Source organism: Sphingomonas sp. CFBP9019 (assembly GCF_034045155.1).
In the GTDB taxonomy this organism is placed as follows: Bacteria; Pseudomonadota; Alphaproteobacteria; order Sphingomonadales; family Sphingomonadaceae; genus Sphingomonas; species Sphingomonas aerolata.
Window position 1 is genome coordinate 164,678 of sequence record NZ_JAXCWK010000002.1, and the last position, 22,088, is coordinate 186,765.

Consider the following 22,088-nt stretch of genomic DNA (forward strand, 5'->3'; position numbering starts at 1 on the left):
CCCTGCCAGCGGGATCGATCCGGATGCGAAACATTAACCCTATTTCGAGGATGGCACCATATCGGTTGTGGTTCTTGCTAAAATCTGTTGTATTTTGGGAGTCGCACTCGGCCAGCTAGATCCAGCCCGACGGGCCGCGCGCGTCTCAGCGCACAAAGCGTCGCATGAGATTGCCAGCCTATCGAAATGGCACTCGGCGCTATCGCTGCTGGAATAGGGCGGGCCTCGGCTAACACCTGAATGCACGGCTGAGACTGTCGATCCTGCTCCCAGTCCCGGACGCTCAGCCGCGGTTTCGCGCGCGCCGGTACCGGACATCTGTTTATGTCGGCTTCGTGCCGACCCCTGAGAGAAGCACGAATCCCGGGTGACGATCTTAAGCCCAGCAGAAAAACGGCTTTTTGTATTGGTTTAGCTACCGTTTCGTCAGGCCTTCGCACTCGCTGTGGCGGAGAGAGGCCTGCCTCTGTGACGTAGACCGCGAGAGAGACGCGGCCATTCGTAGTCGGCAGCGCATCTGCTTGCGAGAGAAGTGTTGCGGCAGCGCCGTACGAGCGGGGACGTCGCGATTAAGGCGCAGGCTCATCAACGTCGACGTTTATTCACGTCGCCATTTACACGTTGAAAACTTCGCGTTCTTATCTTGAGCTTGCGTCACCATTGAAAGTGCCCAACAATGATCTTGGTCGTCGAGGACGAGACCGACGTCCGGGAGGAGTTGGTTGAAATGTTAGAATTGCGCTCGTTCGCGGTTAGCGGCGCAGCGTGTGTGGCCCTTGCGCTGGAGAGCTTAAAGCAAGGTTCCAGCCACGTAACCCTATTGACGGACCTCCGCTTGCGAGACGGCAGTGGCCTTGACCTGGTCCGCGCAATCCGAGCCGACCCTGACCTGCGGGCAAAGGTGAACACCATAATCCTGATGACAGGCCACACCGATCTGACCGAACAAATAGAGCATGAAACCAAGAAGAAGGATCTTCATGTCCTTTTCAAGCCAGTCGACTTAGAATTGCTCCTGTCACTGCTTACACAAGACGGGCGGGGTTGATGAATGACATCGTCAACCGTTTACGGCACGGCGGCGAGTTTCAGCTAGCCGCAGAGCCGCTACGGCAAATGACCGTCCAGGGATGGGCTCTGACGATCGTCCTTTTGGCCGTGGCCATCGGCGCGAGTTCCTTCCGCATTATTCTTGCGCCCGGGTTCGAAATGTATCTAGGCCCCCTTTTCTACCTTCTCGCATACAGGTTGGGTGGTCTGCGGCTAGCCATTCCCATGGTGCTGCTAACGATGGCGTCATCCTGGTTCTGGTGGGGCCATATCTTTACCATCGCGCTGGCGCTGGGGCATGTAGTTTTCATCAATTGGACCCGCTTCGCTGGCTCTTCACTTGCCATCGCCACCGCCGTCTTTTTGCTTACCATCGGGACGGCGGCGGGGTTTCTATTCCTGCGCATCAACTACGATGCGTCGCTGACGATTTTCGCGCTGACGATGATCCGCAAGCTTCTCAACGATGTGTTGATGGCAGCTTTGGTCGATCTAGCGCTGTCACTCTTCGTCGTGAACCTTCCAGCCGGTCGGGTCTCGCTCCGCCGAACAATCAGCCTCGCCCAGCTCCTGCCGGCATCCATAACACTCATCGTGCTCGCGTGCGCGCTCGTCATGTTTGTCAGCAGTGTCCGGCGCTTTCCGGAAGAATTCAAATCCTTCATGGCCGAAACCGCGCGTCTGGCTGAGGTGCGGATCGGTCGCGGGCTTGTGACCGGAAATGGGTTCTTGGGCGTGGCAAAAACGCGCAATACAGGAAGGCATCCCCAAAAACTGCTTATCTCAGACAAAGAAAGCAGTCTGCGCTCCGCACAAGCAATGCAGCTTTTCGGCTGCACACGGATCGATGATGGATCGAAAGTGACGGGGCCGAACGACCGCAATACGTTTGCCTACTGGGTTACCGCGTGTCAGCTCGGCCGTTACACGTTTCCTGACCGCAAATATTTCTATCTCTACTCAACCCGACCCGCTGCCGAGAGTGCCTATCGCGTCGTGCTTCTAGAGATGCTCGGCCTGGGCGTCATTCTCGTCGTGTCAATCTTGCTGCAGCTGCTCATCACGCGCGCCCTGCGTCGTTCGCTGCAGGCCTGGAAGCAAGTCGCGGAAGGGTTCGGCCAGCCTGGCCTTTCGCTGCCTCAAAAGCTCACGTTCAACGAGTTCGACCGCCCGATCGCAGCTATCGTCACCGCGAACAACAGCTTTGCCGAGTTGGTGCAAGAGCGCTTGCGAATTGCCCGGGCATTCATCGAACTCAAAAAGGAAATGGACCTGAGCCTTGCGGCGGACATCCGCTTCGACGCTGCCAAGGGCACCCTCGCTTTTCTGGACATGAACATCGAACGGGTTGCACAGGAGCGGTCCGAAGCAATCCATACCAATGATTGTCTAGCTTTTGCGGACATCTGCGATGATGCCGAGGCGTTTGTCGAGTTTCGGCTCGCAGACCAGGAATCGAGTGATTGGTATCTATTCGTCGGTCGCGACCTCCTGGCTCCCGGCCATTGGCGTTCGGGGTGGTTGGTGCGCCTCCGGCAGTCGAAGCTGGCGCAGAATCGGATGCTTCAGCAGGCGCGTCTCGTCGAGCTCGGGGGCATGGCCTCAGCCCTGAGTCATGAACTCAAACAACCTCTCTTCACCATCTCGCTTTCTGCCGAGAATGGCCGTTTGTTGCTCGATCAGGCGAGCCCCGATGGCGCGGCGCGTGCTCGCGACAAGTTTGATCGGATCAGCGAACAGGTAAACCGCGCACGCGATATCATTGCGCGCATTTCGCGCTACGCTCGGATCGAGAATGACAGCCCCGAACCGCTTGATCTGGGCGACGTCGTCAGCACAACCTTGTCCTTCATGCGGCCGTTGCTGATCCAGCACGATGCCGGCGTGAAAATGACGTTGCCAGACGGGCCACCGGTTCTGCTCCTCGCTCCGCGCGTCGGCCTCGAGCAGGTGCTCGTCAACGCCATTCAGAACGCGGTCGACTCCATCGCAACGCGACGCGAAGCCGAGGACGCCAGTCTGACCGGTGCCGTCGAACTGGAGGTAACTGTCTCAGAGAGCGGCGTTCGAATCAGTATTGTGGACAATGGCGCCGGGCTGTCTTTGAGTCATCCGGACCGGGCATTCGATGCCTTCATGACCACCAAGGAGACGGATCGCGGGACAGGTCTTGGCCTTTATATCTCCCGGCAGATCGTCATGGAAATCGGCGGAAAGATCAGCATCAGATCGCGCGAAGCTCCGGAGCGAGGTGCGATCCTGACCATCGATTTTCCCGATTTCGTGGCTATTTAGCCTATCAGGCTTCCATTGGAGACGGTGGATCGAACCTGACCGCCGCGCTGCTGACGTTGAGCCTGAACAAATGGCCGTTCTTCTCTCATAGCGTACGTTCCGCGGCTGTTAGTTGCGGTAGAATCGCACAGCAGAAAGCGATTTCGCGTTCGCGGAGCCGGGTCGCGCGCCACCGCAATTCTCGGCGAGCGTCCGAAACTGCCCATTTCTTTTGAGACGGGCCTACTTTGATGAAGACTCGGCCTTCGGCTCCCACAACTCTATCTTGGTCCCATCCGGATCAACGATCTACGCAAATTTCCCGCTTGCGTCGGTGTCATCCCTTTTGAGTATCGCAACGCCCTTTACTTTCAGACGATCAACGAACGCGTCCAAGTCATCTACCGCGAAATTAAGCATGAACTCGCGCTTTGAGGGTTCCATATAGTTGGATCCCTCCTGAAAAACATTCAGAGTGAGTACTGGCGGGTGCTCTGGCGCGTCATAGCGCAGAGCGAATCCGCCCCACGCCTCAACTTTGATGCCGAGAACATCACGACACCACGCCATGAGGGCTGTCGGCGCTTTGCTGTTAAAGAAAACGCCACCGATACCGGTAATTCGACCGATCGGCTCTGCGGAGATAGTCATGGGCGTCAACGCAGCCAAGACGGCAACGACTGATAGTAGCCTGCGGATAGTCGGCACAGCATTAGCTCCCCCCATCGTTGCTGGCACGATGTTATCGGCGTGCGGATCGCCTGGGAATTCTATTCCCGATCGACCATTCTCTTTGCAGAAAGGGGCAGTCTCGCAATATCGGTTATTGCGGTCCGCCTTCCCGAAAGCGGACCGCCAGCAATCCTTCCCATCATGACGTTCATGGTCGAACACCGGACAACGAAAGCGGCCAGCGCGGAGATGAACGAATGATTGAAGTTGGGGAGCGGGGAAGTCCGCGCGAATGACCGAATATGGGTCGTGTACCCAATCGGCCACTCAAGTCTTGACCTCGGACATGGCTCGGTCATCCGGGCTGCGTAAGATGCCATCTTTCAGCATGTTTGCGACGACCTTCGCGATCTCATCTGGTGTCTCGTCTTCGCTCCAGACGCCGTAGCGAAGCCCCAGGAACACGTTCATTCCCATGATCGCCCAGCCATGGACCTCGCTGACGTCGCCCTTGACCTCGCCGCGGTCCGCCGCCTTTCGCAGGCGACGCGTGATCCGGTCCGCCGTGGTCGCATAATGGAGGCGAAAGCTCTCTGGATCGACGAATTCGGACTCGTCGATGATCCGGTAGATTTCCTTGTGGTCACGGACGAAGCTGATGAATTCGCGAAGCCCCGCCTGCTCGGCCGCGATCTGATCGGGTGCGGACAGGATCGCCGGGGCGACATGATCGCGAACCTGGTCCGACATGTCGCGGACGAGCGCGCGGAACACCGCGTCCTTTGAGTCGAAATAGGTGTAGAAGCTGCCGAGCGCGACTCCGGCGCGGCGCGTGATGTCGCTGATCGAGGCCTGGTGGAACCCGTTGTCGCCGAACTCGATCGCGGCGGCGTCGAGGATCGCGCGCATCGTCCGGCGGCCACGCTCGGTCCGCGGTGCCTTGCTGTCGCCGATGACCGCCGGGTCTGACGGCGTCGTCTCCTGCGCCTTCGCCATTCTCGTCTGCCCCTGATACACAAGTTGAATACTGGTTCAGGTTTCAGTATAGACTGGAGCCAAGGCGCACAACCCGGATCATACCGGGCGCATCACGCGGGCGCCGCAGGAGGGGATGACACCGTGGCACAGCCGAAATCCGTCATGATCTTGTTGAACGCCAGTGTTGCACTCGGCGCGTTGCTGGCGGGATCCGCGTCCGCGCAGACGCAACCCGTCGCGCCGGCAGCAGACGCGGCTCAGGCCGGGCCCGTCATCGAGGAGGCCGGGATCGACGGCGATATCGTCGTCACCGCACGCCGCCGCGAGGAACGGCTGCTCGACGTGCCGATCGCGATCACCGCGTTTACGGGCGCGCAGCTCGAGGCGTCGGGGGCGCTCGACGTCACCGATCTCGCCGCTGTCACGCCGAACGTCACGCTGGAAACGTCGCGCGGCACCAATTCGACGCTCACCGCCTTCATCCGCGGCGTCGGCCAGCAGGATCCCGTCGCCGGGTTCGAGGCGGGCGTCGGCATCTATCTCGACGACGTCTATCTCAACCGGCCGCAGGCTGCGGTCCTCGACATTTACGACGTCGAGCGGATCGAGGTGCTGCGCGGGCCGCAAGGCACGCTCTATGGCCGCAACACGATCGGCGGCGCGGTGAAATACGTGACCCGCCGGATCGGCTCGGACCCGACTCTGAGCATCCGCGCAACCTATGGCAGCTATGACCAGGCGGACGGTGTCATCAGCGCGAGCACGCCGATCGGCGATACGGGGTTCAGGATCGGCGGCGCGGTCGCGCGACTGAGCCGGGGCGGGTTCGGCACGAACCTCACCACGGGCCAAGACAATTACAACAAGGATTTCTGGGGTGCGCGCGGCACGCTGCAATATGAGGCGGGCGACAGCGCGTTCTTCCGCCTGTCGGGGGACTATACGAAGGACGACAGCAATCCGCGCGGCGGGCATCGGCTGATCCCGGGGCTGGTGTCGCGCACGCCGGTGCTGTCCGACGTGTTCGACAGCCGCGGCGGGCTGGTCGCACCGAAACAGTCGGTCGAGGCCTATGGCGGGTCGCTCTTCGCTGAACTCAAGCCCGCCGCATATCTGACGCTGCGCAGCATCACCGGCTATCGCAAGGACGACAGCGCGACGCCGATCGATTTCGACGCGCTGCCCGCCGTCGATGTCGACGTCCCCGCTTTCTACAATAACGAGCAGTTCAGCCAGGAGGTGCAGCTGCTGGTCGATGCCGGGCCGTTCAACATGCTGGCGGGGCTCTATTATCTCGATGCCAAGGCGCGCACCGTGTTCGACGTACGGTTGCCGGGGACAGTCACTGCGCTGACCTTCGGGAATGTGCGGACCAATACGGTGGCGGTCTTCGGTGATGCCACGCTCGACGTGACGCCGATGCTCAGCGTGTCGGTCGGCGGACGCTATACCTGGGACGATCGCATGTCGCAGATCCAGCGCAACGTATATCTGGGCGCTTCCCCCTTCTTCGGCGGCACGAGCGCGCCGATCGCGCGACAAACCGACTTCCGCGGGACCGCAAGTTTTGCCAAGTTCACGCCGCGCGCGTCCGTCAGCTTCAAGCCCGATGCCAACAACACGCTGTATGCGAGCTGGTCGAAGGGGTTCAAGGGCGGCGGGTTCGACCCGCGCGGGGTCGGTACCGCGGCGCCCGACCTCAACGGCAACGGCATCACCGGTGCCGGCGGCGACCGGCAGGATATCTACAACTTCCTGTCGTTCGGGCCCGAGAGCGTCGAAAGCTTCGAGGCGGGATACAAGGCGTCACTGTTCGACCGCCGGCTGACGCTGGCGATTGCGGGGTTCCATTCGAAATATACCGACGTCCAGGTGCCCGGATCGGTCGGTGCCACCGTCGGCGGCATCCAGACCTTTATCGGCATCACGACCAATGCGGGCCGCGCCCGGATCAACGGTGTCGAAGGCGAGGCCAATCTGACGGTCGCGGAGGGCATTGCGGGCGCCGGCGACCGCATCAACCTGTCGGGAACGATCGGCTATCTCGATGCCAAATACACGCGCTTCATCGATTCCCGCGGGATCAATGTCGCCGCCAATCGCAAGTTCCAGAACACGCCCGACCTGACCGCGAGCGGGACGCTCGCCTATCATGTCCCGGTCGGATCCGCGGGCGCGATCGACGCGAGTACGACGCTGTCCTTTCGCAGCGATTCACAGCAGTTCGAACTGCGCACGCCGCTGCTCGACCAGCCGGCCTATGCGCTGCTCGACGCGAACCTGGTCTATACGATCGACGCGCGCTTCTCGATCGGGGTGCATGGCAAGAACCTGACGAACAAGCGCTATGTCGTGTCCGGCTACAACTTCCTGCTGCAGAACCCCGATACCGGCGACTATCTGCGAACGGCGGCGGGCGCCTTGCGGCCATCGCTCGGCAGCGACGGCGTGCTGACGGCCTATTACGGCAATCCGCGTCAGGTCTTCGCGACCCTCACCGCGAAATTCTGATGGAGCGCAGCCGGGGGGCGGGTGATCGCCCTCCGTTTGCTGGAGTAGAGTATGGCAAGTGATATCCCGGCGACCCCGCGCGAGGGCCGCCGCTACCGCGTGACGGCGCTCGTCATGCTGTTGCTGGTCTACACGTTCAACTTCGTCGATCGGCAGATCCTTGGCATCCTCGCGCCGACGATCAAGGCGGACCTGGCATTGACCGACACGCAATTGGGCCTGCTTGGCGGGCTGGCGTTTGCGTTGCTCTATTCGACGCTTGCGATCCCGCTGGCGTGGCTGGCCGACCGGACGAGCCGCACCTGGGTTATCACGCTCTCGCTCGCTGTGTGGAGCGCGTTCACTGCCCTGTGCGGTGTGGCCAGCAATTTTGCGCAGCTTTTCGCGTTCCGGATCGGCGTGGGGGTTGGCGAGGCGGGGGGCGTCGCGCCGTCCTATGCCGTGATCGCAGACACGTTCCCGCCCCATCGCCGTGCGCGCGCGCTCGCAGTATACTCGCTCGGCATCCCGCTCGGGTCGGCAGCCGGCGTGATGCTCGGCGGCTATATCGCGACGTCGATCGACTGGCGGACCGCGTTCATCGTGGTCGGTGTCGCGGGGCTGGTGCTCGCACCGGTGTTCCGGCTGTGCGTGCGCGAGCCGGTTCGTGGGTCCGATGCGTGCGACCGCGAGCCCGTCCGCCGCGTGTTCGGCATTCTCGTGCGCAAGCCGAGCTTCTGGCTGCTCGCGTTCGGCGCCTCGGCGAGCTCGATGCTTGGCTATGGCCTGGCCTTCTGGCTGCCGTCGCTGATGCAGCGGAGCTTCGGGCTCGACCTGATCGAGACCGCGCAATTCTACGGCGGCGTGCTGTTGCTGGGGGGTGTTGCCGGCGTTCTGCTCGGCGGCATTCTCGGCGACCGGCTGGGTGCGCGCGATCGGCGGATGTACGCGCGCGTCCCCGCGATCGCGTTCGTCATCGCGGTGCCCCTGTTTGCCGCAGGAATCCTGTCGTCCTCGGTGACGGCGGCGTTCGTCTTCTTTCTCGTGCCCCAGGCGCTCGCCTATGTCTGGCTCGCGCCCGTCATCACGGCGATCCAGCATCTGGTACCCGGGCATATGCGCGCCACCGCATCGGCGACGTTCCTGCTGATCAACAACCTCATCGGTCTTGGCGGCGGCAGTTTTGCGCTTGGCGCACTGTCGGACGGTCTCGCCGCGCATTATGGCGACGAAGCGTTGCGCTATGCGATGCTCATGGGGCTCGTCCTGTATCTGGTGGCCGCGTTGCTCATGTGGCTGGCGTCGACACCGCTCCGTCAGGACTGGGTCGATCAACCGATTTAAGACGCCAACACCGACAGCCGGATGGCTCCAGCCGGGACTGTTTGGGCGTGTGCTCGCGGAATGCGGATAGCGGATTGTGAAGCTTTGATCGCGTCCAGTCGCTTGGAACAGGCACGAGAACGGCGGTACCGCTCGAAGCCTGCCACGAGCTCCGCCGCTTTCACGTCAGATTTATGCTCACGCCGCGCCCCGATGATGTGATCCTCGATGAATCGGCCTTGCCGCATCGCTCCGCTCCGTCCGACGAGCTGATTCACCAATGGCGTAGCATCCGGGAATCAGGTCTGACGCACAGGCGGGGCTATATTAACACATCCGTATGATAATGGCCGCTATTCAGGTCGTTATGGGGTTTTCAACGGCGATTCCGCCTGCGCAGCGTTGGTGCATCGGGCTACTACCAATTGCGGCGGCTATCGTCACGTGGCGGTTCGTCGATCGCAGTGTCGCCGCCATAGCGTCCGTTGCAGTCTGTCTCGTTTTCGCAGCAATGGCGTATTCGATTGCCCAGCATTGCCGGGTGTCGCGACTGATCCGGCATTTGCAAATTCTCGCCGGGACGTCTCCGACGGCCTCGCGTGGTGAGAGGCTGGCACAGAGCGTAGCGACCATCGCGGATCGACTGAAGGCTGTCGAGCATCGCACCAGTCATCGCCACGCGATTACCGGCTTGCCTACCCGCGAGCCGTTGATCGAGCGAGTGATGGCGGACGGGCGCGGCGTACTCGGTGTCATCGGATTCATGGACTTCGATCGGCTGTGCGCGTTTGACCCGGCGCTGGGCGAACGCCTGCTGCTGACGATCGTCGACCGGCTGACGCGGATGTTGCCCGAAGAACGACTGATTGCGCATGTCGATCGCGCCAGCGTCGCGATCTGGTTCGGCCCGGATGTCGTCGAGGATGCTGCGCAGACCGAACTGGATGTGCTGCGATACGCGCTGGGCGACGTGGTGATCGACGGCGACCGGGAAATCCTGCCCGAAATTCGCGTGCGGCAGGCTAGGATGCCGGCCGACGGCGTGAACGCGCAGGCGATGTTGTCCCGCACGTTGGCGTCACTGACAGTACAGCCCGGTGCCGTGGTCGCGGTCGCCAGCCCTGTCCTCGATCTCGCAGCCCTGGCCAGCGAGCGGTATGCCTTGGAACAGGACCTTCGCCAGGCGATCGCGCGCGGCGAACTGGAAATGCGATACCAGCCGCTGATCGATGCCGGGGAAGGTCGGGTGTCGGGCGCGGAGTCGCTGATCCGCTGGTTTCATCCCACCCTCGGGCAGGTCTCGCCGTCGCGATTCGTGCCGGTGATGGAGGCGATGGGGCTGGCGCACGAAATCGGGATGTGGACCCTCAACGCCGCTGCGCGGGAGGCGCGATCATGGCAGGCACAGGGCCTGGACGCGCTGCGCGTCGCGGTGAACGTGTCGGGGCATCAGCTCGACCGCGACGACATGGCGGCACTGGTCGCACGCACGCTTGCGCGGCATTCGCTGGGGGCGGCTGCGCTGGAGATCGAATTGACCGAGAGTGTCGCGATGAGCGACGGTACGCGCGCCACCCAGCTGTTCGACGCGTTGCGGGCGGCTGGCGTGCGGATCGCGATCGACGATTTCGGCACCGGCTATTCCAGCTTCAGCACGCTGCGCACGCTGGCGTTCGACAAGATCAAGATCGACCGGGAATTCGTGACGAACGTCGATACGCTGCGCGACAGCCAAGCGATCTGCCAGAGCATCGTCGCGCTGGGGCGCGGGCTCGGCATCCGCGTGCTCGCCGAAGGGGTCGAGCGACGCGCGGAATATGAGTGGCTGTTGCGTCACGGCTGCACGCATTTCCAGGGCTATTATTTCTCGCCACCGCTGAAGGGCGCGGAGTTCGTCGCGTTCGCACGCGATTCCGCCGGGCTCGCGAAGTTGCTGGCCATCGACCCGTACGCGATGCGGGACCGGATCACCGAAAGGCTTACCGCATGAGTTTCTCTCCTCGACAGGTCGCGCAGGCCGGCGCGCTGGCGCTCGCGCTTGCGATTACCGCCTGTTCGCATGGGCCCAAGGCGGGACCGCAACCGGCGCCTGCGCCGCAGACGACGCCGGCGAGCGAGATCGACGCAATCCTGCTATTGCTGGATCAGGGCGATAGTGGTGCAGCGAAGAAGCGGATCAACGCCGCGTTGAAGCGCGATCCGATGAATCCTTCGGTCCAGGTGCTGCGCGATTCGATCGACCGCGATCCGAAGGATCTGCTGGGGCCGACGAATTTCACCTATACCACGCGGGACGGCGACACGATGTCGGGACTGGCGCAGCGGTTCCTGGGCAATCGTCTGAAGGCGTATCAGCTCGCACGCTATAACGACATCGCCAAGCCTGCTGATCTGGTGGCTGGCCGGACGCTCCGTATTCCAGGCGAGCCCCCGCGCATCGAGGCGCCCCGGCGATCCGAGCCGCGACCCGTGCCGGCCGCTCCCACCCGCGTGAAGCCAGCCGCGCCCAGGCCGGCGCCGGTGACGAAGCCGACCGCACCCACGGCCAATCGGGTTGCCGCGCGTCAGGCGCGCGCGACGGGGCTGGCGGCGCTCAATTCGGGGAATGTCGTGCGCGCGGTCGGCCTGTTGCGCCGCGCCGCTGCGCTCGATCCCGGCAACCCGGTCATCGCGCGCGACCTGACGCGTGCCGAGCGCATTGCCGCCACCGTGAAGGCGCGCAAGTGATGGCCGAGACGCTGGGACGCTACCGGATCGACGGTCGGCTGGGCGAGGGCGCGATGGCGGACGTGTTCCGCGCGTTCGATCCAGGAATTGGGCGCACCGTGGCGATCAAGGTGCTCAAATCGGAATATGGTCGCGACCCCGAACTGGGTGAGCGCTTCCTGCGCGAGGCGCGCGCCGCGGGCGCGCTGAACCATCCCAATATCGCGACGGTCTACGATGTGGGCGAGGCGGACGGTGTCGCCTATATCGCGATGGAGCTGATCGAGGGGCAGCCGCTCGACACGCTGCTGCTGGCGCAAGGGCGACTGCCGTATGAACGCGTCCTGGCGTTGGGTCAGCAACTCGCCTCGGCGCTCGACTATGCACACAGGGCGGGCGTCGTGCACCGCGACGTGAAGCCATCGAACATCCTGCTGTCGGCGGACGGTCGCACCGCCAAGCTGCTCGATTTCGGCGTCGCGCGGATCGGCGATATCGACGTGTCCGGCACCGAAGGACGCCTTGCGCGCACGCAGGTCGGCCAGATGATCGGGACGCCGCGCTATATGAGCCCGGAACAGGCGCTCGGCATCCCCGTCGACCAGCGGTCGGACCTCTTCTCGCTGGGCGTGGTGCTGTACGAGATGGTGACCGGCAAGGTCGCATTTCCCGGCATGGGGCTGGCGACGCTGGCCATCCAGATCGCGCAGGAGCGTGTCGAGCCGATCGCGCGTTCCGCCGCGGACTGCCCGCCGGGCCTGCGTTTTGTGATCGACAAGCTGCTGGGGAAGAAGCCCGAGCAGCGGTTCGCCGACGGCCATGCGGTGTACGAGGCGCTGACCCGCGAGATCGCGGCGACCGCCGAGGCAGCACCCGGCCGCCGTGGTCTGCCGCTGAAGATCAAGCTCCCGCTGGCGCTCGTCACAGTAACCGCGATCGCGCTGGTCGCGAGCGTCTCGTCGATCCTGGAGCGGCAGCAACGCACGCTTGAGCATATGGCGATCGTGTCGGGTCGCTCGATCGCGGCGTTCGTCACCGGCAACACCGCGGTGCTGGCTGCCGACAATGCGGGGCTCGCGCCCGAGCAGCAGGATTGGACCGCGTTGCAGGCCTTCGTCGCTTCGGCCTCGCGCGATCAGGAGATTCGCGACATGGTGGTCGCCGATACCGGCGGGATCGTCCGCGCGGCAGACGACGCGAAGCTGATCGGCACGCGCTATCGCCGCACCGTTGGCGAAGCGGCGATCGGCAGCGGCGCCGGCGTGACCGCGGCACCCGACCGGGGCAAGGGCGCAGGACTGCGGTTCGTCCGGCCGATCCGCTATGCCGGGGCCGAGTTCGGCACGGTCGACCTGGTGCTGCGCCGGACCGCGCTGGACGCCGCGATCGCCAATGCGCGGATGCTGCTGACGGTGCTGTCGCTGGTGATCATGGGTGTGGTGCTGGTGATCGGCTATCTGAGCGGCGCTATGGTTGCCCGGCCGCTCGCCCGACTGCGCAAGGCGCTGGACGAGGCGGCGAAGTCCGATTTCGCCCTGCGCATATCGCATCGCCGCCGCGACGAATTCGGCGCCGCGTTCGACGCATTCAATCGCGCCGCCGCCGCAGTCGAGCCGCATCTGGCGGGTACCGGCGCGCAGGCCGACATCGCGATGCGCGCTACCCGCGTCGTGCCGTCCGCTCGTCTGGCCGCCTGAGGATCCGTTTGATGTACATGCTCCAGCTTTTCGACCGAGACGACATGGTCCAGCCGCTCGATGCGCGGCTGATCCGCGAGGGTCTGCTCCGCATCGGTCGCGATACCGAGGCGGACTGGCCGATCGCCGACCCCGATTGCGCGCTGTCGCGGGCGCATTGTGAACTGCGCGTCGACGGCGATGGGCTGACACTGCGCGCGCTCGGCGCGAATGGCGTATTCGATGCCGATACCGGGCAACGGTTTCCCGATGCGGTCGACGTGGTGCTGCCGGTGCCGAGCGCGCTGAGGCTCGGCCGGTTCAAGATGGTCGCGACGCAGGCCCCGCATGGCGACCTGGAAGTCGATGGCGCGCTGACCATGGTGCTGACGCCGCCGCTGGGATCGTCGGTGGAGGTGCCGAGCGACTGGGCCGATGCCGGTGAGGCGCGACCGCTGGGCGATGGGTCGTTGCTGGAGGCATTTTGCGAGGGCGCCGGGCTGGACTGTTCGCTGCTCTCCGAAGAGGAGCCGACCGAGATCATGCGGCGGGCGGGTGCGGTGTATCGGCAGATGGTGCTGGGGATCGGCGACCTGATGGCCGAGCGCGACCATGCGCGCGGACGCTATCAATTGACGCGCACGACCATCAGCGGCGCGGACAATAATCCGTTCAAATGGGCGCCGACACAGCGGCTGGCGATCGACCTGCTGCTTGCGGGCTCCACCGGGTTCCTGTCGGGCCCGGCGGCGCTGAAGGCGTCGTTTCGTGACGTGAAGCGGCATCTGGTCGCCACGTTCGCAGGCCTGCAGGGGAGCCTGCGTGCGGCGATCGGCACGTTCGAGCCGGCATCTGTCGATGCGGCGATCGCGGACCGCGCGACGCTGCTGAAAAGTCGTGCGAGCCTGCAGATGGCAGAAGTCGCTGACCGTCATGCCGACCTGACACGGCAGATCGTGGCATCCGCACCCGGCTCGCTCGATCGCGCCTTCGCCCTCGCCTATGACGCCGCGGATACGGCCATGGCCCGCGATCCCGCATGAAGCTCGCCAGCCTGTTGCGACGCAAACCTCGCGGCGGTCCGTCGCTCGCTGAGGAAACCGTCTATGTGTCGCAAAACCGATCCCATGTCGGGCGGGTGCGCAGCGTCAACGAGGATCGGCTTCTCGATCGGGCAGACCGTGGGCTCTGGGCGGTCGTCGACGGCATGGGCGGCCATAGCGGCGGCGCCGCCGCCGCGGAAACGGTGGTCGATGTCTTGCAGGCATTGGCGGATGATCCGGCGCCGATCAACGCGGCAGCGGTGCGCGCCGCGGTGTCGCATGCCAATCGCGCTATCTACGACGTGCATGCGACCAGCGGCGCGACGATCGTGATCGCGTTGATCGAGGGCAGTGAGGCGACGATCTTCTGGGCGGGGGACAGTCGGGCCTATCTGATGCGCGGCGGCGGGGCGGAGCGGCTGACCCACGATCACAGCGTCGTGCAGGAGATGATCGACGCGGGTGTCCTGACGGAAGCCGCGGCGGACCGTCATCCGCAAGCCAATGTCGTCACGCGCGCGCTCGGCGTTGCGCCGGCCGTAGCGCTGGATAGCGTCACCACACTAGTCCAGCCGAACGATCGATTTCTGCTGTGCTCGGACGGCGTTTCGCGATCGCTTGATCCGCGCGACTACGCGACGATGCCCGCGGCGATCGGTGACATGGCGGACCGCATTCTTGAAAACGCACTGCAACGTGATGGCAGTGACAATGCAACGCTCGTCGTGATCGCAGCGCTATCGGGGCTAGACCTGTGCGTTCACCCGTAGCGGAACGCACGACCGCTGCTCTGTTGTTATGCAGCGTCATGCAGAACCGTGTACCATCTGCTAGCCTAGGATAAGAATACTAACGTTCCATATCGCGCTGCCGTCGAACGGCCGGCACGCATAGATGTCGGCCGATAACTCAATCGCTGTCGATGGTGGGAATTCAACGGGATGCAAGCCATTTGGTTTTTCGCATCGGGAATGACCGGAATGGCGGTTAGCGGGGCTGGCGGCGTTCCGTGCTGGATCATTGCCAAGCGCTGGTGCCATTTAGGGGGGCATCACGTGCTCGCAAACGGCAGAGATGCCAAATCGCCGCCGCATTGATCCCGGCCGCTGCAAGCGCGATTCTTGGCAGGTTAGGCCGCGTTCGTGGTCTGTAGGATAGTTTATACTAAAATATTTTTGAATATAGCTTTATAACCGGCGATATAATGCCAGTGTTGATACTTTCAAAATTGTCGATATAAAAGTATATAATGAACTAAGTAATGTATTCTATAATATGAAGGCAGCCTCAGTTCTTAAAGCACTATTTAGTGCTGGAATGCAGCCAGTCCGCTTTTGGGAGCCGATCAGCGGAAGCAGGCGTTCGTTTATCGAGCTATATTGCCTTAGCCTCCATTCCGACGCCGACCATCGGCTTGATCTGCTGCGGCGTGGCATGACGCGTTCTGAGGGCGCTCAGCTGACAGATGGGGTCGACGCCATACACCACGTCCTGGTTCAACGGCTTGGTGTCAGGGGTGGCCTAACTGGCGCCGCGACCTAAAAGAGCCCGATGGCTGGCCTGTTCAATCGTCTCTTACCGTCCAAACGCTGGACGCCGTCGCGGTATCGGGCGTTGCTGCGCGCGCGCGGGCCGCGATCGACGCAGTTCCGGACGCGGGGTGCGATTCTTGCGGGGGCGATCCTGATCGGGATCGTCGCGACGCTGTTTGCGGAGGCGGCCGATTGGGCGGGCGAGGTTTTCAGCGACTTTGCAAAGACCTGGCATTGGTTGCCGCTGGTCACGACGCCGCTGACGTTCATGGGGCTGGTCTGGCTGACCCGTCGCTATGCGCCGTTCGCGCGGGGATCCGGGATCCCCCAGGTCATCGCGGCGCAATCCAATCCGAATGATGCGACCGGCACGTTGATCTCGATCCGGACGGTGGCGGCCAAGGCGGTGCTGACGATCGGCGCTGTGCTGGGTGGCGCCTCGGTCGGCCGGGAAGGCCCGACCGTCCAGCTGGCGGCGGCCGTCATGGGATTTACGCACCGTCTCGTCCGCGTGCCGTTGCGGGGCGGGGTCCTCATCGCCGGTGGTGCCGCAGGCGTCGCGGCGGCGTTCAACACGCCGCTCGCCGGGCTGCTGTTCGCGATCGAGGAACTCGCGTCCGCCTATGAGCAGAGGGTGACGCTGCTCGTCCTTGCCGCGATCGTGATCGCCGGGATGGTCGCGCAGTCGGTGCAGGGCGACTATATCTATTTCGGCGCGATCGGTGCGCATATGCCGCTGCTGTCCGCGCTGATCGTCGCGCCGGTCGCAGGGATCGCGGGTGGCATGACCGGCGGGCTGTTCTCGCGCATTCTCCTGGCGATGGCGGTCAGCCGCAATCGCGTGACGGGGTGGACGCGCGCGCATCCCGTCGCGTTCGCCGGGATCTGCGGGGGCATAGTCGCGGTGCTCGGCGTCGTGACCGGGCTGACATGGGGAACCGGCTATGCCCCGGCGCGCGCGATGATCGTCGGCGTGGATGCGCCGCTCTGGTTCGGGCCGGCCAAGCTGGTCGCCACCGCCGCGACGGCGATCGCGGGCCTGCCGGGCGGGATCTTCGCGCCGTCGCTCGCCGTCGGCGCTGGCGTCGGCAATCTGCTGCGCGAGATCTTCCCCGGCGAGCCCGCCAGCGCGATCGTGATCCTGGGCATGGTCGCCTATTTCGCGGGCGTCGTCCGCGCGCCGCTCACCGCGGTCATCATCCTGTCGGAGACGACCGCGAGCCGCGGCCTGATGCTGCCGATGTTCGCGACCGCGTTCATCGCCGATGCGGCCAGCCAGTGGGTATGCCGCGAGAAGCTGTACCATGGTCTATCGAAGACCTTCGCCATGACGGAGACGACCCGATCCACCTGAACCCTGCAAAATTCGCAACGCTCCCCCGGGCGTGGATGGCCAAGGCCACCGAAAGCGTCGACCATGACGGCATCCTGCGACAGATTGCCGAGGAAGCGGGGTGGTCGGGACGCTACGCCTTCCTGATCGTCATTTCGGCCGCGATCTCGTTGCTCGGGCTGCTGATGCCCTCGGTCGCGGTGCTGATCGGCGCCATGCTGCTGTCGCCGCTGATGATGCCGATCATCGGCCTGGGCTTCGGCATCGCGACGCTCGACTTCCACGAGATACGCCGCGCGGCGACCGCGTTGATGCTGGGCGCGGCCATCGCGGTGGCGCTGTCGGTCGTGCTGATCCTGCTCTCCCCGGTCCAGACGATCACGAGCGAGATCGCCGGGCGGACGCAGCCGACGCTGTTCGACCTGCTCGTCGCGCTGCTGTCGGCAATCGCGGGGGGCTATGCGCTGATCCGCGGGCGCGGGGGTACGGTCGTCGGCGTGGCGATCGCCATCGCCCTGATGCCGCCCCTGGTGGTGGTCGGATTCGGCATCGCGACGTGGAACTGGGTGGTCTTTTCGGGCGCGCTGTTGCTGTTCCTTACCAATGCCATCACCATCGCGCTGACCGCCGCACTCGTCGCGCGCTGTTACGGGTTCGGCAGCCATCTGTCGCCGCACCACACCGGGTGGCAGCTCGTGCTGTTCGCGGTCGCGATCGGAGTCCTGTCCATTCCCCTCGGTGCCGGTCTGCGTCGCATTGCGTTCGAGGCGGTCGCCCAGCGGCAGGTACGCGATGCACTGGGCGAGGATTTTCCCCCGGGCGCGCGGCTGAGCCAGGTCGAGATCGACCATGGCGCGAACCCGGTCCGCGTTCGTGCGGTCATGCTGACGCCGCGGATCGAACCGGGGGCGGATCGCAAGCTCGCTGCGGACCTTCGCCAACGCTTGTCGCGGCCGGTCGATGTCCATGTCGACCAGGTCCGCATCTCGCCCGAGACAGGCGCGGTCGAGGCGGCGCAGATCGCGCGGGCGGGCAATGGCGATGCGCTGCGCGTTGCACGCGAGCGCGATAGGGCGATCGCGGACGTTGCGCTGATCGCGGGCATTCCCGTTTCATCGGTGCAGCTGGATTCGGCGGCGCGAACGATCCGCGCGACGGCAGCGCCCCTCACGGGTCTCGGCATCGCGGGCTATCGCGATCTGGAACGTCGTGCGGACGCGGTGGTCGCCGATTGGCATGTCAGTCTCAATCCCCCGAACGACGTGGCCTTGCCGGACGTCGGTATCAAATCCGGCGTCATCGACGATCAGACGCTCGGCGACGCAGCCTGGGTATCCGCCCGGTTCGCGCGGGCGGTCGACGTGCTGGGCGGGACCCTGCGTCAGCGCACAGCGATAGCACAGGGTATCGTCGCGCGAGGGGGCAGGGCAGCCTCCGGGCGTGCGGGCGGTCGCCTGCGCCTGATATGGTCGGTCGACACGGACTCATCTCCGGCGGAAACAAGCGAGCGCGGCGCATAGCCGCTGCGGCTGCCATTTCGCGCGTGACATCCTGACAAGATTGCACGGATGTAATGTTCAAAACAGGCTGCGCCCATCATCCGGGTCCAGAAAGTAGCATCTGCTTCTAACTGAACAAGGACATGGATCGTGATATTCAAGCGTCGCCTGACTGTACGTCCAATGATCGCTGCCGTCGCGCTTGGCACAACCGCACTCGCCGGCGTCGCGGGCGGCGCGATCGCTGCGGACGACGGTCGCGTGAATATCGCCGACCGGTTCATTGCATCCGGTCCTGCTGCCGTCGCGTCGACGGGTGTGCACGCCTCTTTGTCGGATATGGTCGAGGCCGTAGGACCGAGCGTCGTTCAGATCCAGGTCAAGCCCGCGGCTCTTCAGGCGTTGCCATTCGAGCCGACCCAGTTCGGGTCAGACGATAGCGAACTGGCCGATCGTCTGGGGCAGCTGTTCGGCTTTGGCATGCAGGATCGTCACGGGCAATTCGAAGCGCCGCAGCAGCAAGGCCCGCAGCGCGGATCGCTCGGCTCGGGGTTCATCGTCGATGCCTCCGGGATCGTCATCACGAACAACCATGTCGTCAACGGCGCGGACCGCGTCACCGTCCAGATGTCGGACGGACGGGAGTTTTCCGGTCGCGTCCTGGGCCGCGATCCCAAGATCGATGTCGCCGTGGTGAAGATCGACGGGAAGGGCAGGTTCACCCCGGTCAAATGGGGTGACAGCGATCATATCCGGGTAGGCGATAGCGTGTTTGCGGTCGGCAGCCCGTTCGGCCTCGGCAATACCGTGACGTCCGGCATCGTGTCCGCCCGCGGCCGTGAGATCGGGGCCGGGCCGTATGACGATTTCCTCCAGGTCGACGCTGCGATCAACAGCGGCAACTCGGGCGGGCCCTTGTTCGATGGTGCAGGCCGGGTGGTCGGCGTGAACACCGCCATATTCTCGCCGACGGGCGGTAACGTGGGCATCGGCTTTGCGATACCTGCCGCAATAGCGCGCAAGGTCGCGCTTCAGATTGCGCAAAACGGCCACGTGTCGCGGGGGCGGATCGGCGTTTCCTTGCAGGACATGTCACCGGACATCGCGCGTGCGATGGGCTCGGACGTCACCAAGGGCGCGCTTATCGCCGAAGTCGAAGATGGCGGGGCCGCTGCCCGATCCGGCCTGCAGCGCGGCGACGTCGTTCGACGCTTCGGATCCAGGCCGGTAGATAACGGGCGCGACCTTGCCCGAGCCGTAGCAGAGGCTCGGATCGGTTCGATCGTCCCGACGCAGGTGGTGCGTAACGGCCGTCAGGTCTCCCTGAACCTGCGCATCGCCAGCGAAACGTCGGGCCAGTCCTGAGCGTGTGGAACCGGGGGGCGGTACACGCGTCCGCTCCCTGAACACCTGAAAAGGATTATCGCGCGCTTGAAGCTGCTCCTGATCGAAGACGATGCACAAACCGCTGAGTATGTCCGCCGCGGGCTGGTGGAACTCGGACACGCGTCGGATCATGCCGCCACCGGTATCGACGGTCTCACTGCGGCTATCGTCGGCAAATACGATGCGATCATTCTGGACCGGAACCTGCCCGGGCTCGACGGACTTTCGGTGCTGAAGTCGCTGCGCGCAAAGGGTGACCAGACGCCGGTGCTGCTTCTGTCTGCGCTGGGGCAGGTGGACGACAGGATCGCAGGGCTTCAGGCCGGCAGCGACGATTACCTCGCCAAGCCTTTTTCGTTCGGCGAACTCGTTGCCCGTCTGGAGGCGATCGTGCGGCGGCGCAGCGATACGCACGCCACGCAAGGTACCCGGCAGACGGGCTCGTTGACGCTCGACCTGCTCGGCCGCACGGCCATGCGCAACGGCAGACGTATCGAACTGCTCAACAAGGAGTATCAGCTGCTCGACTATCTGACCCGCCATGCCGGGCAGGTGGTGACGCGTACGATGCTGATCGAGGCGATCTGGGATTATAACTTCGATCCGGGGACGAATGTCGTCGATGTCCATGTCAGTCGTCTGCGTGCCAAGATCGACGGTCCGGAGGATGTCCCGATGATCAGAACGGTGCGCGGCTCCGGCTATCGACTGGATGCTGTCTGACGATGCGCTTGCCCTCAACGGCCGCATTGCGCGGCGCGCTCTGGATCACGCTGATCGCACTCATCGCAACGGGGATCGCCCTGAGCGTTCAATATGTCCAGACGATACGCCTGCTCGACGCGCGTGCCCAGGCGGCAGTCGACGACGAGACGGCAGGCCTTATCGAGCGCTATCAGAGTGAGGGGCCATTTGCCGTCGCGCAGTCGGTGTCGCGTGCGGTCGGGCGCCCGCGCGTCACCGACTTCATCTATCTGATGACGGACGCTTCGGGACAGCCGGTTGCGGGCAATCTCGCCAAATGGCCTGACGAGATCGACCACACCGGGTATCGCACCTTCGAGACCCAGGTCGCGACGACACGCGGCAGGGTGTTCGAACGACAGGTCGCCGCGCGCACGGTGCTTCTCGGCAACGACTATCGACTACTGGTCGGCAGCCTCTCGGACGATCGCCGCCTGCTGCACGACCGCTATGTGTCGGCACTGGCCTGGTCACTGACCGCCACCGGAGTGATCGGCCTGCTTTTCGGGTTCTGGTACAGCCGGCGCGGGCTTGCCTTTCTCGATGCCGCCAGCACTGCCGGCGATCGTTTCCGGGTGGGACATCTTGACGAGCGCTTGCCCGTGACGGGGCGCGGCGACGAATATGACCGGCTTGCAGCGACGCTGAACCATGGCTTTGCGGAGATCGAACGTTTGGTGGATTCGCTGCGAACCGCGACGGATGCGCTTGCTCATGACCTGAAGACGCCGCTGACGCGGATCCGGTCTCGGCTCGAGCTTGCGGCACTGGGCGGGGGGCATGGTGACGCGACATCGGATATGCGCAGCGATCTCGACGCCCTGCTTCGCACGATCGACGATACGCTAAGACTGGCCCGTGCCGAGACGACGATGGCCAGCGAGTTCGGTCCTGTCGATCTGGCCGCAATCGTCATCGAGGCCGTGGAGCTTTTCGAGCCCGTGGCAGATGATCGTGGATTGGATCTGACGGTCGAAACGACGCCGGTGACCATAAGGGGCGTTCGTTCGCTGTTGGGGCAGATCGTTGCCAATCTGCTCGACAACGCGATCAAATATACGCCGCCCGGCGGGTCGATCCGCGTGACGCTTGGGCATGAGATCGATGGGTTCACGCTCGTCGTGGCAGATACGGGACCGGGTATACCGGTTGACCAGCGCGAGCATGTCGTGACGCGCTTCGTTCGGCTCGACACGAGCCGGCATTCCCAAGGTTCTGGCCTTGGTCTCAGCATCGCACAGGTCGCGGCCCGCGTTCATGGTGCATCGCTGACATTAACCGACAACGCGCCGGGTCTTCGTGCGGCGGTACACTTCCCGAGGACACAGGAAATCGTCAGTTGAGACGCCGTCAAACATGACAGCTTCATGAACTTATCGCGA

16 protein-coding genes are annotated in these 22,088 nt (G+C 64.0%); 14 read left to right on the plus strand and 2 right to left on the minus strand.

The features are described 5' to 3' along the window. Window positions 1–676: 676 nt before the first annotated feature. Both SOM18_RS04815 and SOM18_RS04820 read left to right on the plus strand, forming a co-directional pair. Complete coding sequence (locus tag SOM18_RS04815) at window positions 677–1,048, plus strand: response regulator (protein ID WP_051916249.1); 372 nt, start codon at window positions 677–679, stop codon at window positions 1,046–1,048. Beyond that, entirely contained in the window at window positions 1,048–3,345 is a 2,298-nt protein-coding gene (locus SOM18_RS04820; protein WP_031439371.1) for a sensor histidine kinase, read from the plus strand. Before SOM18_RS04815 ends, SOM18_RS04820 begins: the two co-directional genes overlap by 1 nt. A 288-nt stretch (window positions 3,346–3,633) precedes the next feature. Here SOM18_RS04820 and SOM18_RS04825 read toward each other — a convergent pair whose 3' ends face one another. Both SOM18_RS04825 and SOM18_RS04830 read right to left on the minus strand, forming a co-directional pair. Beyond that, window positions 3,634–4,032 (minus strand): VOC family protein, encoded by a 399-nt coding sequence (locus SOM18_RS04825; RefSeq protein WP_320481407.1) that lies wholly within the window; start codon window positions 4,030–4,032, stop codon window positions 3,634–3,636. Between the two features lie 291 nt (window positions 4,033–4,323). Next, the gene (locus tag SOM18_RS04830; protein ID WP_031439370.1) at window positions 4,324–4,992 is read right to left on the minus strand and encodes a TetR/AcrR family transcriptional regulator; all 669 of its coding nucleotides are present in this window, start codon (window positions 4,990–4,992) and stop codon (window positions 4,324–4,326) included. A gap of 144 nt (window positions 4,993–5,136) precedes the next feature. Here SOM18_RS04830 and SOM18_RS04835 point away from each other — a divergent pair, with 144 nt between their 5' ends. The 12 genes from SOM18_RS04835 to SOM18_RS04890 all read left to right on the plus strand — a co-directional run bounded on the left by SOM18_RS04835 (window position 5,137) and on the right by SOM18_RS04890 (window position 22,049). Continuing rightward, the gene (locus SOM18_RS04835) at window positions 5,137–7,485 is read left to right on the plus strand and encodes a TonB-dependent receptor (protein WP_320481408.1); all 2,349 of its coding nucleotides are present in this window, start codon (window positions 5,137–5,139) and stop codon (window positions 7,483–7,485) included. A gap of 51 nt (window positions 7,486–7,536) precedes the next feature. Continuing rightward, window positions 7,537–8,808, plus strand: coding sequence for a spinster family MFS transporter (locus tag SOM18_RS04840; RefSeq protein WP_192191394.1), 1,272 nt, complete (start codon window positions 7,537–7,539; stop codon window positions 8,806–8,808). 703 nt (window positions 8,809–9,511) lie between these two features. Beyond that, window positions 9,512–10,777, plus strand: coding sequence for a putative bifunctional diguanylate cyclase/phosphodiesterase (locus tag SOM18_RS04845; RefSeq protein ID WP_235188272.1), 1,266 nt, complete (start codon window positions 9,512–9,514; stop codon window positions 10,775–10,777). Beyond that, window positions 10,774–11,514, plus strand: coding sequence for a LysM peptidoglycan-binding domain-containing protein (locus SOM18_RS04850; protein WP_192191395.1), 741 nt, complete (start codon window positions 10,774–10,776; stop codon window positions 11,512–11,514). Before SOM18_RS04845 ends, SOM18_RS04850 begins: the two co-directional genes overlap by 4 nt. Then, window positions 11,514–13,190 (plus strand): serine/threonine-protein kinase, encoded by a 1,677-nt coding sequence (locus SOM18_RS04855; protein ID WP_320481409.1) that lies wholly within the window; start codon window positions 11,514–11,516, stop codon window positions 13,188–13,190. Before SOM18_RS04850 ends, SOM18_RS04855 begins: the two co-directional genes overlap by 1 nt. Window positions 13,191–13,207: 17 nt before the next feature. Continuing rightward, on the plus strand, window positions 13,208–14,212 hold the full coding sequence (locus SOM18_RS04860) for a type VI secretion system-associated FHA domain protein (protein ID WP_249403426.1): 1,005 nt from the start codon (window positions 13,208–13,210) through the stop codon (window positions 14,210–14,212). Beyond that, window positions 14,209–14,982: a PP2C family protein-serine/threonine phosphatase gene (locus SOM18_RS04865; protein ID WP_320481410.1), complete on the plus strand. Its 774-nt coding sequence runs from the start codon at window positions 14,209–14,211 to the stop codon at window positions 14,980–14,982. Before SOM18_RS04860 ends, SOM18_RS04865 begins: the two co-directional genes overlap by 4 nt. Before the next feature lie 781 nt (window positions 14,983–15,763). Next, complete coding sequence (locus tag SOM18_RS04870) at window positions 15,764–17,098, plus strand: chloride channel protein (protein WP_031438910.1); 1,335 nt, start codon at window positions 15,764–15,766, stop codon at window positions 17,096–17,098. A gap of 35 nt (window positions 17,099–17,133) precedes the next feature. Further along, window positions 17,134–18,597 (plus strand): DUF389 domain-containing protein, encoded by a 1,464-nt coding sequence (locus SOM18_RS04875; protein ID WP_052380785.1) that lies wholly within the window; start codon window positions 17,134–17,136, stop codon window positions 18,595–18,597. 162 nt (window positions 18,598–18,759) lie between these two features. Then, window positions 18,760–19,941, plus strand: a complete 1,182-nt coding sequence (locus SOM18_RS04880; RefSeq protein WP_052380786.1) for a trypsin-like peptidase domain-containing protein — start codon at window positions 18,760–18,762, stop codon at window positions 19,939–19,941. A 66-nt stretch (window positions 19,942–20,007) separates the two neighbouring features. Continuing rightward, window positions 20,008–20,685: a response regulator transcription factor gene (locus SOM18_RS04885; RefSeq protein ID WP_031438913.1), complete on the plus strand. Its 678-nt coding sequence runs from the start codon at window positions 20,008–20,010 to the stop codon at window positions 20,683–20,685. Between the two features lie 2 nt (window positions 20,686–20,687). Then, window positions 20,688–22,049 carry a sensor histidine kinase gene (locus tag SOM18_RS04890; protein ID WP_042466239.1) on the plus strand — a complete coding sequence of 454 codons (1,362 nt, stop codon included), beginning with the start codon at window positions 20,688–20,690 and terminating at the stop codon, window positions 22,047–22,049. The last annotated feature ends 39 nt before the right edge of the window (window positions 22,050–22,088 follow it).